The organism is Curtobacterium sp. MCBA15_004 (genome assembly GCF_001865055.2).
Taxonomy (GTDB): domain Bacteria; phylum Actinomycetota; class Actinomycetes; order Actinomycetales; family Microbacteriaceae; genus Curtobacterium.
Genome location: NZ_CP126266.1, coordinates 443,014 through 457,347, shown reverse-complemented (window position 1 = coordinate 457,347; position 14,334 = coordinate 443,014). Strand labels below are relative to the sequence as shown.

Genomic DNA, 14,334 nt, shown 5'->3' with positions numbered 1-14,334 from the left:
ATCACTAGACGGACGAGATACCAGGCGGGTTACCCTGTGCAGGTGTCGACGCAGGAGATCACCGAGGCGTCGGGGTACTGGTTCCCCGACGACGACGCCACCCGACGCGGCGTCGCCGTGCTGAACGCCCTGCGGCGGTACCGCGCGGCCGAGACCGCGATGCGGCGGCGCACGCGCGACTCGATGGGCATGGGCGAGACCGACCTGCTCGCGGTGCGCTACCTGCTGCAGGCCCAGCGCGCGGACCGCATCGTGAAGCCGAAGGACCTGTCCGCCTACCTGAAGATCTCGTCGGCCTCGACGACGATCCTCATCGACCGCCTCGTGCGGTCCGGGCACGTCCGCCGTGACCCGCACCCCACCGACCGCCGGGCCCTCGTGATCACGCCGACCACCGAGACCGACGACGAGGTCCGCGCCACCCTGGGGGTCATGCACCGCCGGATGATGTCGATCGCCGAGGGCATGTCGGCCGACGAGGCACGGGCCGTCGCGACCTTCCTCGAGCGGATGCGCGGCGCCGTCGACCAGGTCGACCCCGCACCCGCGCACTGACACCGGCCCGCGCCCGCCCGGCGAGTGGTGCACGGCGGCGGCACGGGGGACGCCGACTCCACGTGCTCTGGGAACGTCGACGACCGGACCGCGTAGACCGGAAGGGTCACCGATCCGGAAGGAGCCGATCATGCACGCATCGGACAAGCTCGCTGCAAACCTCCAGAAGGTCCTCGTCGACCTGATCGACCTGCACCTGCAGGGCAAGCAGGCCCACTGGAACATCCTCGGGACCAACTTCCGCGACCTCCACCTGCAGCTCGACGAGATCGTCGACGCCGCCCGTGAGTTCGCCGACGACACCGCCGAGCGCATGCGTGCGCTCTACGCCGTGCCGGACGGCCGCGCCGCGACCGTCGCGCAGTCGACCCACCTCGACGCGTTCCCCGAGGGCGAGGTCGCCACGCACGACGCCATCGACCTCGTGACGCTCCGCCTGTACCAGGCCACCGGCACCATGCGCGACGTGCACGACGAGGTCGACGAGGAGGACCCGACGACCGCGGACCTGCTCCACGGCTTCATCGAGCGCCTCGAGCAGCTCGCCTGGATGGTCTCCGCCGAGAACCGCTCCCCGCGCACGCCGCTCGCCGCCGCGACGAGCCCGGCGACCGCCGAAGCCTCCACCGCCTCCTGACCGTGGACCTCGGGATCCAGGGCAGGACCGCCCTGGTCTTCGGGGGCGACTCCGGCATCGGCTGGAACACGGCTCGCATCCTCCTCGCGGAGGGTGCGACCGTGGTCGTCTCCGACCTCGACCAGAGCCGTCTCGACACCAGCGCCGACCAGCTCGAGGCCCCGCCCGGCAAGCTCTTCGCCTTCGCGGCCGACGTCACCGACGCCGCGAGCCTCGCGACCCTGCACGACCGGGTCCGCGATTCCGTCGGCGAGATCGACATCCTCGTGCAGTCGTCCGGCATCACCGGCGCGCAGGGCATGTTCCACGAGATCGACGAGCAGGGCTGGCTCGACACCATCGACGTCGACCTGATGGGCCCGGTGCGGATCACGCGCGAGTTCATCGGGGAGCTGCGGAACGGCGGCTGGGGACGCATCGTGTACCTCGTGTCCGAGGACGCCTCGCAGCCCTACGACGACGAACTGCCCTACTGCGCCGCCAAGGCCGGTGTGCTGTCGTTCGCCAAGGGCCTCTCGCGCTCGTACGCGTCCGAGGGCTTGCTCGTGAACACCGTCAGCCCCGCCTTCATCCACACGCCGATGACCGACGCGATGATGAAGAAGCGCGCGGAGCAGCAGGGGACCACCGTCGACGAGGCCATCACGAGCTTCCTCGACGAGGAGCGCCCGTACATGGAGCTGGGCCGTCGCGGCGAGCCCGAGGAGGTCGCGAACGTCGTCGCCTTCCTGTGCTCCGACCTCGCGAGCTTCGTCAACGGGTCGAACTACCGGGTCGACTCCGGCTCGGTCGCCACCATCTAGTCCACCCTCACGCCTGGGAGCACCATGACCGACTTCCGCTACCTGATCGTCGGCGGCGGGATGGTCGCCGACGCCGCCGCCCGCGGCATCCGCGAACTCGACACCGACGGCTCGATCGGGGTCCTCAGCGAGGACGTCGACCCGCCCTACGCCCGCCCCGCCCTGTCCAAGAAGCTGTGGACCGACCCGGACTTCAGCTGGGACGAGAAGGTCGACCTGCACACCGAGGAGACCGGCGCGACGCTCCTGCTCGGCTCGCGGGTGACCGGGATCGACCGCGCCGCGAAGACCGTGACGACCGCCGACGGCGCGACGCACGGCTACGAGCGGCTCCTCATCGCCACGGGCGGCAAGCCGCGCAGCCTGCCCGGCCTCGCCCCGTCCGACCGCGTGCTCGACTACCGGAGCGCCGCCGACTACCGGAAGCTCCGGGAGTACGCGGACGCCGGCGCGCACGTCGCGGTCGTCGGCGGCGGGTACATCGGCACCGAGGTCGCGGCCGGCATCGTGCAGAACGGTGCCCGCGTCACGCTCGTCGACCCGGACGAGGTCGTCGGTGCCCGCATGTTCCCCGAGGGGCTCGCACGCGCGTTCCAGCAGCGCTTCGTCGACCACGGCGTCGAGCTCCGGCTCGGTCGTCGCGTCGACGAGGGCACCGAGACGGCGAACGGGGTGACGCTCACGCTCGACGACGGCTCGACCCTCGAGGCCGACGCGGTCGTGGTCGGGCTCGGCATCGAGCCGCAGACGCAGCTCGCCGCCGACGCCGGCCTGACGGTGCACGACGGCATCGTCGTGTCCTCGACCCTGGTCACGGACGACGAGTCGGTGTTCGCCGCGGGCGACGTCGCGGAGTACCCGGACCGCATCCTCGGCACGCGCCGCGTCGAGCACGTCGACAACGCGCAGCAGCAGGGTCGGCAGGCCGGCCGGAACCTCGCGGACGCCGACGAGACCTACGACCACACGCCGATGTTCTACTCGGACGTCTTCGACGCCGGGTACGAGGCGGTGGGGCAGGTCTCGACCTCGCTGCACACAGTCGCGGACTGGCAGGAGCCGAACGTCACGGGCGTCGTCTACTACCTGGACGACGACGACACCGTCCGCGGCGTGCTGCTCTGGAACGTCTGGGACAAGACGGACGAGGCCCGCAAGGTCCTCGCCGAGGCGAGCGCGCTCACGCGCGACGCGCTGCCGGGACGCATCACCCCGTAGCGGCGCGCGGTGCCGCCACGTGCCGTGGTGGTGACCGCCGGGAGGCCCGGTGCCGGTCCGTGGGACCGGCACCGGGCCTCCCGTGCGTGCGTCCACGGCCGTGGGCGGCACCGCCGGCCGGGTCACGTCGCGGACGTGGCCCGGCCCTGGACCGCAACGGTGGCGGGCCGTCAGGAGCGGTCGCGGACCTCCGGCGCGACCTCGTCGACGACCTCGCGGCGGTCCGACGGGTCCACCGGGATGCCGTCGCCGTCGGCCATCGCGACCGCGTGCGCGGACTTTGCCTCCTCGAGGGCCTCGTCGTCGCCGCGCGCCATGCCGAACAGCTCGCGGAACCGTGACTTCAGCACGAGCCAGGCGTCCGCCGGGCCGAGCCGCGCCAGGTCCGACGAGGTCGTGTGGTCGCGGACCCGCTGCAGCGACCCGACCCCGCGGTCGGTGATGCGGCCGTCGACGTGCGCGACCGCGAGCCGGGCGACCGCGTCGGCCTGCGCGTGCATGACCGAGTGCGCGCCGTCGACGACCTCGCGGAGGACCGCGTGCGGGAAGACCCGCGCGAGCGACCGCACCCAGTCGCGCGGCACCATCGCGTCGTGCTCGCCGCGGACGATCAGCGTCCGGGCGCGGACGTCGGCTGCGCGCTCCTCGATCGGGAACGCGATCATGCGCGGCAGGACCCGGCGGAACCAGTGCCAGCCGCAGAGGGCGTAGGCCGTCACGGCGTGCCAGCGGACCGCCGCCGGCTCGTGCAGCGCGGAGCGCAGGAAGCGGAACGCCGACTGCCGGATCGTGCGCGCCGACCGGTCGACGACCGGGCTGATCAGGACGAGGTCGCTGAGGCCGGGGTTGCGGGCCGCGACCTCGGTGACGACCTGCGTGCCCATCGAGTGCCCGACGAGCACCGGGTCCTCGAGTCGCAGCTCGCGCAGGACCTGCTCGACGGCGTCGGCGTACCGCTCGATCGACACTCCGCCGCGGAAGCGCGGGACGCCCGCGAAGCCGGGCAGGTCGAGCGCGTGCACGGGGCCGTGCTCGTTGAGGTGTGGGGCGAGCCGCTCGTAGTAGGTCGACGCGATGCCGAGGCCGGCGACGAGCACGAAGGCCCGGTCGCCGGGTGCGCCGATCGAGCTCACCCGGACGTAGGTGCCGTCGACGGCGATGCGGTCGACGCGGACCGTGACGTCGGCGTCCTCGGCGTCGGAGAGCTCACCGGCGGGGTCGGGGGCCGGCGGGGCTTGGGGTGCCGGCGCGGCGCTCGCCGCGGGGGCGTCGGGTGCCGGCGCGGCGGGTCGTGCTGCGTCCGGGTGGTCCTCGTCGTGCACGTCGGCCTCCTGTGGTGCTGGCGACCGCCCACGATACCGTCCGTTCAGCCGCCGAACGCGGACGCTGAGGAGCCTCGCACCCGCGTCGGCACGGCGAACACCGCCCCGGAGTGCGGCGCCTGCTCGAGTTGCTCCTCGGTCATGTTCTCGCGCGCGGTGCCGATGAAGAGCGTCGACATGTCCGGTCCACCGAAGGCCACCGAGGTCACGTTGGGCGCCGGGACCTCCACGGTCTCGAGGTGCTCCCCCGCGGCGCTCCACCGCTCGACGCGGGCGCTGCCGTACACGGCGGTCCAGAAGCAGTCCTCGTCGTCCCGGACCAGGCCGTCGTGCGCGGCGCCGCTGACGAACGGGACGAGCTCGCCGAGGTCCCCCTCGGGGCCGTAGGAGGCGCGGTAGATCGTGCTCGTGCTCGTGTCGGTGACGTACATCGTGCTGCCGTCGGGCGACCACTCGATGCCGTTCGTCACGCCGAAGCCGCCGCGGAGCACCCGGGTCGTCCCGTCCGGCTCGACGGAGTACAGCGCGCCCGCCGGGTCCTGGTCGGTGAGGTCCATGCTGCCCACGAGGAAGCGCCCGAACGGGTCGCACTTGCCCTCGTTGAACCGCATGCCGGCCGTCGCGTGCTGCACCCGGGTGAGCTCCCGCTCGACGACCCCCTGCTCGTCGGTGAGCACGACGGTGTCGCCGAGCGCCGCGACGAAGCCGCCGCCGACGCGGGGCTGGAAGCTCGCGAGGGGCGGCGGGAGCGGCACGCTCGACTCGACCGTCCCGTCGGCGCGGGCGGTGGTGAGCAGGCCGAGCGTGATGTCGGTCCAGCGCAGGCGCTCGGTGGTCGGGTCCCAGACGATGCTCTCGACGAGCACCGCCTGCTCGTCGCAGAAGACGGTCACGGGTCCGGTCGTCGCGTTGTCCATGCTCCGTCCCTACCGCCGGTCACCTCCGCGCGCGTCCAACATGTTCAGTGCGCGTGGGATCGGTCGGTCATGGACCCCCGGACAGCGCAAGAGCCGGGACCTGGTATACCCCAGCTGCACCGGCTCTGCTTCTCGGTCCCCCCAGCAGGAGGCGAGCGCAGCCAGTATATCAGAGCCGCGCGTACCGCGCCCGGAAGAAGCTGTAGACGCCGTACGCCAGGAACCCCACGCCGACCGCGACGAGCACCGCGGATCCGGCGGGCAGCCCGTGCAGTGCATCGAACGCCCCGTCGAGCCCGGAGGCCTGGTCCGGGTCGCTCCGGAAGCCGGCCACGGCGACGAGCACCCCGACGACCACCACGGCGATGCCCTTGCCGACGTACCCGACGGTGCCGAGCACGGAGACCACCCGGTCGAGCGGCTGTCGCGGGCGGACGAGCTGCTTCCAGAAGGAGCGACGGCCGCCGATCACGACGAGGGCGACCCCGACCACGACCGCGACGGCCGCCACCGCGAGCAGCAGGAACACCCCGCCGGGCGTCGCGAGCGCCGTCGCCGCGGCACTCCGACTCGACCCGCTCGAGCTCTTGCCGGCGCCGAGCGCGAAGGTCACCGCCGAGTACGACACGACACCGTAGACCACGGCCTTCCCGACGGCCTTCGCGCGGGCGGCCCAGCCGCGTGCGGAGTCCGACCGCCCGCCGACGACGGCCTCGACGAGCAGGTGCAGCGTCAGCGCCGCGGTGCCGACGGCGACCACCCAGAGCAGGACGATCCCGCCGGGGACCGCGGCGAGCTGCTGCAGTGCGCCCGACTGGTCGGTCTCGCGGCCGGAGGAGCCGTTGCCGACGCCGAGCAGCACCACGAGGTACCCGAGGAGCAGGTGCACGACCCCGCTCCCGACGAAGCCGGCGCGGGCGGTCAGCTCGAACCACCTGCTGTCGGCAACGCGCCGCGCCTGTCGTCCGGTCTCGCGTGCTGCTCGTTCCGTCTGGTTGCTCACCCGACCAGCGTGCCCGTCGGAGCGACCCGTGTCCGTCGGAGCCCCCCGTGTCCGTGCCGGGCCACCGCCGGCTCCGCCCGGGCCGACCCCGTCCAGACGGGCAGGGCCGGCACCGACGGGCAGGGCCGACCCGGACCCGCCCGTGGCCTCAGTCGCCCTTGACGTTGACGACCTGCCGCAGCGTGTGCCGGATCGCCACCAGGTCGGTCGCGTCCGCCATCACCTGGTCGATCGGCTTGTAGGCGGCCGGGATCTCGTCGAGGAACGCGTCGGTGTCCCGGTACTCGATCCCGACCATCGCCGCGCGGAGCTCGTCGTGCGTGAAGGTCCGCCGCGCCGCCGACCGCGAGTACAGCCGCCCGGCACCGTGCGGCGACGACTCGAGCGACGGCTTGTTCCCGAGGCCCTCGACGACGTACGACGCCGTGCCCATCGACCCGGGGATGAGCCCGGGCTGCCCGGCCCGCGCCTGGATCGCGCCCTTGCGGGACACCCACACGCTCTTGCCCCAGTGCGTCTCACGCTGCGTGAAGTTGTGGTGGCAGTTGATCCGCTCCTGCTCGTCCACGGGGGTGCCGACGACCTCGGACAGCTGCCGGACGACCCGGTCCATCATCTCCTCGCGGTTGAGCAGGGCGAAGTGCTGCGCCCACCGGAGCTCGGCGATGTAGCGGTCGAACTCCGGCGTGCCCTCGACCAGGTACGCCAGGTCGGGGTCCGCGAGCTCGATCCACCAGCGCTGCATCATGCGCTTGGCGACCGCGATGTGCCGCTGCGCGATCTTGTTGCCCACGCCCCGCGACCCGGAGTGCAGGAACAGCCAGACCCGGTCCTGCTCGTCCAGGGACACCTCGATGAAGTGGTTCCCGGAGCCGAGCGTGCCGAGCTGGTTCCGCCAGCCGCCGTGCACGCCGGTCGGGTCGAAGCCGGCCCGCTCGGCCATCGCCTCGAGCTCCGCGATCCGCGGCGCTGCGGTCGCCACGATCTTCCGGTTCGAGGCGCCCGCCGACAGCGGCACGGCCCGCTCGATCTGCTCGCGGAGGGGCTGCAGGTCGGCCGGCAGGTCACCGGCGGTGAACTGCGTGCGGACCGCGATCATGCCGCAGCCGATGTCCACGCCGACGGCCGCGGGCATCACGGCGCCGAGGGTCGGGATGACCGAGCCCACGGTGGCGCCGAGGCCGAGGTGCGCGTCGGGCATGAGCGCCAGGTGCGGGTACACGAACGGCATCCCCGCCGTCGTGCGGGCCTGCTGCTCGGTGTTCTCCTCGAGCATCGAGGCCCAGCTGAGCAATCGGTCGGTGATCTTCTGCATCGTCGTCGCCTTTCGTCGTGACGGTCGACGACGGCCGGACGGCCGTCGTGGTGACGGCGGGAGGCCGTCGTGGTGACGGTCCGGGGCGGACGGGACCCGCGCCTCCAGGCCGGTGCGACAGCACCTGTGGAGGAGACGGGAGGGACGCCCCGGGCCGGGTGGGCACGGGGCGTCGGGAGACGGTCCGTGCCTACGCGGGTTCGCGGAGGGAATCGCTCGCGTACTGCGTGACGGGCAGCGCGACGCGCGCGGCGAGCTGACGCTCGTCGCGGATGTCGAGGTGCTGCACGGCGTGCATCGCGTTCCTTCCGGCGGGTGCCCGGGGCGGGCGCTGCGCGGACGACGTCCGGCAGGAGGACCGACAGTAGTGCGACACGCCCGGCCCGCACAAGACACCCGGGCGTGTCGCGCTGAGGTCGGCGTCGCCGCGCGCCGCGGGACGGCTCCGCGCGGGGTCGGGTCGACCGCGGACGTGGCGGTCCGGCAGGTGCGCAACCGCACGGCCGGGAGGCGCGACCCACCCTGTGCGCGCGGGGTACGCCCGCCTGGGGGTCACCCCGCACCCGCGGGCAGGCTGGAGCCATGACCGAGCGGACGCGAGACACCCCCGACGCGCACGACAACGAGGAGCGCACCGACGGCTTCGTCCCGCTCCGCTCGTACGGCGCGATCGGGGACGGCCGCACGGTCGCGCTCGTCGCGCTGGACGGCCGCATCGACTGGCTGCCGATCCCCGCGATGGACTCACCGCCCGTCTTCGCGAGCATCCTCGACGCCGAGCACGGCGGGCACGTCGCGCTCCGACCGACCGGCGACGCCACGGTCGAGCGCCGCTACCTGCCCGGCACGAACGTGCTCGTCACCACGTGGACGACCGACTCCGGCTCCTGCACGGTCACCGACGCGATGGTCACGGGCGTCGCCGGCCGGCTCCCGTGGGCCGAGGTCGGCCGCTGCGTGCAGGGCGTCGAGGGCTCGGTCGAGATGGAGTGGGCGGTGGTGCCGGGCACGCTGCTGAACACCGCGGAGCCGCGACGCCTGGACACGGCGAACGGCACGGTGATCGGCATCGACGGCATCACGATCGCGATCGTCGAGCAGGGCTTCGAGCCGGTGCACGACGACGGGCCACGGTTCTCCGGCCGGTTCTCGACGAGCGAGGGCTCGAAGTCGATCCTGACGATCGTCGGCACGCAGGACGAACCGATCTTCCTGCCGGAGCCCGAGCGCACCCTCGCCGCGGTCGACCGCACGATCGACAACTGGTCGACGTGGTCCGAGGAGTTCTCGTACGACGGGCCGTGGGCCGAGGCCGTGCAGCGGAGCGCGCTCGCCCTGAAGCTGCTCATCTACTCGCCCACCGGCGCGATCGCGGCGGCCCCGACCACGAGCCTGCCCGAGGACCGCACCGGCGGGAAGAACTGGGACTACCGCTTCGCGTGGGTGCGCGACCTGTCGTACACCGTGCACGCCCTCACCCGCTTCGGCCTGCGCGAGGAGACGCACGCGGCGGTGTCGTGGGTGATGCGCACGATCGGCGAGCACGACGAGACCATGCCGATCTTCTACCGCCTGGACGGCACGAAGACCGACGAGGTCGACGAACGCGACGTCCCCGGCTGGAACGGCATCGGTCCGGTCACCGTCGGCAACCGCGCCGGCGACCAGCTGCAGCTCGGCGTCTGGGGCGACGTCTTCGAGATCATGCGGCAGTACGTCCGGGCCGGGAACGTCCTGGACCGCGCGACGGCCGGCGTGCTCCAGCGCCTGGCGGACGATGCCTGCCACCGCTGGCCCGAGGCGGACTCGGGCATGTGGGAACTGCAGGAGACGCAGCACTACGTGTCGAGCAAGATCGGCTGCTGGCAGGCCCTCGACGCCGCGGTCGAGCTGCACGACGCCGGGATGATCGACGGCCCGCGCGACAAGTGGGTCGAGAACCGCGAGCTCATCGAGCAGTGGGTGTCCGAGCACGGCTGGGACGAGGAACGCGGCCACTACGTGATGTACCCGGGATCGGACGCGCTCGACACCTCGATCCTGCTGCACGCGATGTCGGCGTTCGACCGCGGTCCGCGCATGGAGTCGACGATCCGCGCGGTCGAGGAACAGCTGCAACGCGGTCCCCTGGTCTACCGGTACTCCGGCATGGACCGCGAGGAGTCACCCTTCGTCGCGTGCTCGTTCTGGCTCGCCGCCGCGATGGCGTGCGTCGGCAGGGTCGACGACGCCCGCGAGCTCATGGACGAGATGGTCGAGCAGGCGAACGACGTCGGGCTGTTCAGCGAGATGATCAGCGAGGACGGCGACTTCATGGGCAACCTGCCGCAGGGGCTGTCGCACCTCGCGCTCATCCAGGCCGCGCTCACCATCGAGGAGGTCGCGGCGGAGTCCTGAGCGGCTGTCGTCGGCGCGTTGCATGATGGAGCGACCATGAACGACGTCGACGCCCGGATGGACCGGCTCCGCCGAGCCGCTCGGTACCGGTACCAGCAGCTCGTGGACAGCGAGGTGGAGCGCGGCACGCTCGACCCGGACGAGGTCCGCGAGGAACGCCGGCTGCTCCGCGCGCAGGACGTCGGACCGCTCGCCCGGGCACTCGTGGACGAGGCCGACCGCCGCGGCGTCTTCGAGGGGAACCCCTACCGCGGCAAGCCCCTGCCGGGCAACGACGGGCAGCACGACCCGGACTGGTGGATCAAGGCGAAGATCGAGCGCGAGGACATCCGCGGCATCGCACCGCCCGCCCTGGCCCTGCGCACCGAGGACGCCGAGCTCGACGACCACCTCGACGCGCTGCGTGCCGAGGACGACGTGCGTGCGGTCCTGGTGGACTTCAACGCCCGCGTGAAGGAGGCCAGGCGGCAGCTGCTCGGCGGGCCACCCGTGGTCACGCCGATGCGGGACGTCGACACCGAGGTGGACCGGTGGCGGGAGCGCCGTCGGGAACGGGCCGCGGCCGACGAGCGGGCGGCGGCCGAGCGGCTCGCGGCGGAGCGCGCGGCGCGGCCCCGTCGGTGGTGGCGGCGCGGCTGAGGCTGCTCGCTGCTGCTGGTGTTGCTGCTGGTGCTGGTGGCGGTGCCCGGCTCCGGGCGCGGCGACTGTGTGGCCGCGGACGTGGAACGGCGCCGCTCCCTGGTGGGGGCGGCGCCGTTCGCGTGTCGTGCTGGTGGTGCTGGTGGTGCGGGGTGTTACTTGATCTGGGCGGTGATCGTGGCGGTCCCGACGAGCAGGCCACCCTTGACGGCGTCGGTCTTGAAGGTGCTGTTGAGCAGCTTCGCGGCGTCGTCGGAGACGTGGACCGTGGTGCCGGTCAGGATCGCGTTGTCACCCTCGAGCTGGAGCGGCTTCAGGGTGCCACCGTGCAGCGAGAACAGGTACGCGTTCGACACGGCGACCTGACCGTTGACCAACACGTCACCGTAGAGCTTCGACGAGCCCGGGTTCACGACGAAGTTCTCCAGCGTCACCGTCGTGTCACCGGCGGAGAGCGTCAGCCCCGAGTCGTCGTGGTTCAGCAGGCCCTGCACGTAGGGGCGGTAGTTGCCGTCCGGCGACCAGTACGTCACCGAACCGGCGGTGATCGGGAACGACACCGACCCGTTCTCGAGCTTCGCGTTGCCCGACACACCCGGGGTCAGACCCAGCGAGGTCAGCGCGTCGGTGAAGCCCTTGTCGAGCGCGACCGCGGTGTTGCCACCCTTGACCTCGGGCACCGAAGCGACCGGGCCGGGGATCTTCGACGACGAGGACGAGACCGTGTGGATGCTGCCGTCGGCCTGCGCGGCGGAGACACCGAACGCGGCACCGCCCAGCACGAGCGCACCCGTGGTGGCGAGGGTGATGGAGGTCTTGAGGCTCTTGCGCATGTCTGCGTTCCTTTCGTTGTCGCGCTCGGCGCGAATCCCTGGATGCGCGCCGAACACACCCCGAACAGGGGTGGAGAACCAGCTACCTGCGGCTGGTGAGCGCTCCGGGTGTTTCCCGGCTTGTGCAGGTGATTCGACACCCCCCACCGAACGGTTTGGTCCGACTTCCTGGGCAGTGGCTGTCCCCCGTTCCGTACCGTGGTGCCATGGCTCCTGCACACATCGCGAGCACGGACCGCATCCGTGCGATCGACGCCTGGTGGCGCGCCGCGAACTACCTGACGGTCGGGCAGATCTACCTGCTCGACAACCCGCTCCTGACGCGCCCGATCGACCCGGACGACGTCAAGCCACGACTCCTCGGGCACTGGGGCACGTCCCCGGCGCTCAACCTCGTCTACGCGCACTGCAACGCCCTCATCGCGGAGACCGACCGCGACCTGCTCTACGTGTGCGGCCCGGGGCACGGTGGACCGGCGATGAACGCGAACGCGTACCTCGAGGGCACGTGGGGCGAGCTGTACCCCGACATCACCCCCGACCCCGAGGGGCTGCGGAAGTTCTTCCGGCAGTTCTCGTTCCCGGGCGGCATCCCCTCGCACGCGGCGCCGGAGACGCCCGGTTCGATCAACGAGGGCGGTGAGCTCGGCTACTCCCTCGCGCACGCGTACGGCGCCGCGCTCGACAACCCTGACCTCGTGGTGGCGTGCGTCGTCGGCGACGGCGAGGCCGAGACCGGTCCGCTGTCCGGCTCCTGGCAGGCGCACACGTTCCTCGACCCGGTGTCCGACGGTGCCGTGCTCCCGATCCTCAACCTCAACGGGTGGAAGATCGCGAACCCGACGGTCCTCGCGCGCATCCCCGACGAGGACCTGACCGCCTACTTCCGCGGCCTCGGCTACGACCCGATCGTCGTCGACTCGGCGCGGGTCGACCACGACCCGTTCGCCGTGCACGCCCTGTTCGACGGTGCCCTCCGCCGCGCCCTGGCGTCCATCGACGACATCCAGGCCGCCGCGCGCGCCCAGGCGGCCCGTGCCGCCGCGGGGCAGCCAGCCGGTGCCGCCGACCTGCGCCCGCGCTGGCCGATGATCGTGCTCCGCACCCCGAAGGGCTGGACCGGTCCGCAGGAGGTCGACGGCGAGCGTGTCGAGGGCACCTTCCGCGCCCACCAGGTCCCGCTGCCCGCGGTCCGCGAGGACGCCGGACACCGCGAGCAGCTCGAGGAGTGGATGCGGTCCTACCGCCCCGACGAGCTCTTCGACGCCGACGGGCAACCGATCGGCATCATGACGACCATCCGTCCGACCGGCGAGCACCGCATGAGCGCGACACCGCACGCCAACGGCGGCCGCATCCGCACGCCGCTCGACCGTCCGGCACTCGAGCCGTACGGCGTCGAGGCCGGGACGACGGCCAGCTCGACGGCGACGCTCGGACCGTGGCTCGCCGAGCTCGTCGAGCGCAACGGGTCGTCCTTCCGGCTGTTCGGGCCGGACGAGACGATCTCGAACAAGCTCGACGCGGTGTTCGACGTCACCTCCCGGGTCTGGCGTGCGCGCCGTGGCCCCGGTGACGAGCACCTCGGTGCACAGGGCAGGGTCGTCGAGGTCCTGTCCGAGCACCTGCTCGAGGGCATGCTCGAGGGCTACGTGCTCACCGGGCGGCACGGGCTGCTCAACACGTACGAGGCGTTCGCCCACATCATCGACTCGATGGTCGGCCAGTACGCCAAGTGGCTCGAGTCGTCGACCGACATCGACTGGCGCGCACCGGTGTCGAACCTGTCGATCCTGCTGTCGTCGCACGTGTGGCGGCAGGACCACAACGGGTTCTCGCACCAGGACCCGGGGTTCCTCGACGTCGTCGCCTCGAAGCAGCAGGACCTCGTCCGGATCAAGCTGCCCGCCGACGCGAACACGCTGCTCGCCGTCGCCGCGCACGCCTTCGAGACGACCGACCGGATCGAGGTCATCGTCGCGGGCAAGCACCCGGAGCCGGTGTTCCTGTCGCTCGAGGACGCCGTCGCGCACGCCGACGCGGGCCTCGGCGTGTGGGAGTGGGCCGGGACCGAGCAGCAGGTGGGCCGTGCCGACGTCGTGCTCGCGAGCGCCGGTGACGTGCCGACGGTCGAGGCGATGGCCGCGGCCGACATCATCCGGCACCACGCCCCCGGGGTCGGCGTCCGCTTCGTGAACGTCGTCGACCTGCTGTCCCTCGGCGACCCGCGCAAGCACGAGCACCCGGTGAGCGACGAGCGGTACGACGAGGTGTTCCTGCCGGGCACCCCCGTCGTGTTCGCGTTCCACGGCTACCCGTCGCTCGTGCACCAGCTGACGTACCGCCGGCACGGGCACGACGACCTGCACGTGCACGGGTTCCTCGAGCAGGGCACCACGACCTCCCCGTTCGACATGCTCATGCTCAGCGAGATGGACCGCTTCGCCCTGGCGCACGACGCGCTGACCCGCGTCGACGCCGAGGCGCACGCCGACCTCCTCGCGAAGCTGACCGAGGCGCGGGACGCGGCGCGGACCTTCGCGTACACCCGCGGCGAGGACCACCCCTCGCTCGCCGGGTGGGAGTTCGCCGGCTGGCCGCAGGACGAACCGACCTCCGGCGGGACCGGCGGCGACCCCGGGGCCGGCGAGACCGAGGACGCGGCACCGGGCGCCTGACCCGGTGCCAGGGTGGA

Annotated in this window: 12 protein-coding genes; 7 read left to right on the top strand and 5 right to left on the bottom strand. The window is 72.4% G+C overall.

Annotated features, from left to right (window positions below):
- Window positions 1-42: 42 nt before the first annotated feature.
- From QOL16_RS02215 to QOL16_RS02200, 4 genes are all read left to right on the top strand, one after another.
- Window positions 43-555: a MarR family transcriptional regulator gene (locus tag QOL16_RS02215; RefSeq protein WP_083230340.1), complete on the top strand. Its 513-nt coding sequence runs from the start codon at window positions 43-45 to the stop codon at window positions 553-555.
- Between the two features lie 130 nt (window positions 556-685).
- Complete coding sequence (locus QOL16_RS02210) at window positions 686-1,192, top strand: Dps family protein (protein ID WP_065963833.1); 507 nt, start codon at window positions 686-688, stop codon at window positions 1,190-1,192.
- Between the two features lie 2 nt (window positions 1,193-1,194).
- The gene (locus QOL16_RS02205) at window positions 1,195-1,995 is read left to right on the top strand and encodes an SDR family NAD(P)-dependent oxidoreductase (RefSeq protein ID WP_071283725.1); all 801 of its coding nucleotides are present in this window, start codon (window positions 1,195-1,197) and stop codon (window positions 1,993-1,995) included.
- A gap of 24 nt (window positions 1,996-2,019) precedes the next feature.
- Window positions 2,020-3,213 (top strand): NAD(P)/FAD-dependent oxidoreductase, encoded by a 1,194-nt coding sequence (locus QOL16_RS02200; protein ID WP_071283722.1) that lies wholly within the window; start codon window positions 2,020-2,022, stop codon window positions 3,211-3,213.
- A 170-nt stretch (window positions 3,214-3,383) separates the two neighbouring features.
- Here the strand turns inward: QOL16_RS02200 and QOL16_RS02195 are convergent, their stop codons facing one another.
- The 4 genes from QOL16_RS02195 to QOL16_RS02180 all read right to left on the bottom strand — a co-directional run bounded on the left by QOL16_RS02195 (window position 3,384) and on the right by QOL16_RS02180 (window position 7,770).
- On the bottom strand, window positions 3,384-4,535 hold the full coding sequence (locus tag QOL16_RS02195) for an alpha/beta fold hydrolase (RefSeq protein WP_071283719.1): 1,152 nt from the start codon (window positions 4,533-4,535) through the stop codon (window positions 3,384-3,386).
- Between the two features lie 44 nt (window positions 4,536-4,579).
- A complete protein-coding gene (locus QOL16_RS02190) occupies window positions 4,580-5,452 on the bottom strand; it encodes an SMP-30/gluconolactonase/LRE family protein (RefSeq protein WP_071283715.1) in 873 nt (290 codons plus the stop codon).
- A gap of 169 nt (window positions 5,453-5,621) precedes the next feature.
- Window positions 5,622-6,455, bottom strand: coding sequence for a DUF1206 domain-containing protein (locus tag QOL16_RS02185; RefSeq protein WP_083394964.1), 834 nt, complete (start codon window positions 6,453-6,455; stop codon window positions 5,622-5,624).
- 148 nt (window positions 6,456-6,603) lie between these two features.
- Window positions 6,604-7,770: an RtcB family protein gene (locus QOL16_RS02180; protein ID WP_065963846.1), complete on the bottom strand. Its 1,167-nt coding sequence runs from the start codon at window positions 7,768-7,770 to the stop codon at window positions 6,604-6,606.
- A gap of 582 nt (window positions 7,771-8,352) precedes the next feature.
- Between QOL16_RS02180 and QOL16_RS02175 the strand changes: the two genes are divergently transcribed.
- Complete coding sequence (locus tag QOL16_RS02175) at window positions 8,353-10,167, top strand: glycoside hydrolase family 15 protein (RefSeq protein ID WP_071249127.1); 1,815 nt, start codon at window positions 8,353-8,355, stop codon at window positions 10,165-10,167.
- A 36-nt stretch (window positions 10,168-10,203) separates the two neighbouring features.
- On the top strand, window positions 10,204-10,806 hold the full coding sequence (locus QOL16_RS02170; RefSeq protein WP_071283712.1) for a DUF1992 domain-containing protein: 603 nt from the start codon (window positions 10,204-10,206) through the stop codon (window positions 10,804-10,806).
- Between the two features lie 155 nt (window positions 10,807-10,961).
- Here QOL16_RS02170 and QOL16_RS02165 read toward each other — a convergent pair whose 3' ends face one another.
- Entirely contained in the window at window positions 10,962-11,639 is a 678-nt protein-coding gene (locus QOL16_RS02165; RefSeq protein ID WP_305411184.1) for a hypothetical protein, read from the bottom strand.
- Window positions 11,640-11,845: 206 nt separating this feature from the next.
- Between QOL16_RS02165 and QOL16_RS02160 the strand changes: the two genes are divergently transcribed.
- Complete coding sequence (locus QOL16_RS02160; protein WP_071283493.1) at window positions 11,846-14,317, top strand: phosphoketolase; 2,472 nt, start codon at window positions 11,846-11,848, stop codon at window positions 14,315-14,317.
- The last annotated feature ends 17 nt before the right edge of the window (window positions 14,318-14,334 follow it).

Bases quoted from the DNA above. Each gene is read 5' to 3' on its own strand.
- QOL16_RS02210 (WP_065963833.1), top strand. From the start codon at position 686: ATGCACGCATCGGACAAGCTCGCTGCAAACCTCCAGAAGGTCCTCGTC.
- QOL16_RS02165 (WP_305411184.1), bottom strand. From the start codon at position 11,639: ATGCGCAAGAGCCTCAAGACCTCCATCACCCTCGCCACCACGGGTGCG.
- QOL16_RS02160 (WP_071283493.1), top strand. From the start codon at position 11,846: ATGGCTCCTGCACACATCGCGAGCACGGACCGCATCCGTGCGATCGAC.
- QOL16_RS02180 (WP_065963846.1), bottom strand. From the start codon at position 7,770: ATGCAGAAGATCACCGACCGATTGCTCAGCTGGGCCTCGATGCTCGAG.
- QOL16_RS02175 (WP_071249127.1), top strand. From the start codon at position 8,353: ATGACCGAGCGGACGCGAGACACCCCCGACGCGCACGACAACGAGGAG.
- QOL16_RS02200 (WP_071283722.1), top strand. From the start codon at position 2,020: ATGACCGACTTCCGCTACCTGATCGTCGGCGGCGGGATGGTCGCCGAC.
- QOL16_RS02190 (WP_071283715.1), bottom strand. From the start codon at position 5,452: ATGGACAACGCGACGACCGGACCCGTGACCGTCTTCTGCGACGAGCAG.
- QOL16_RS02170 (WP_071283712.1), top strand. From the start codon at position 10,204: ATGAACGACGTCGACGCCCGGATGGACCGGCTCCGCCGAGCCGCTCGG.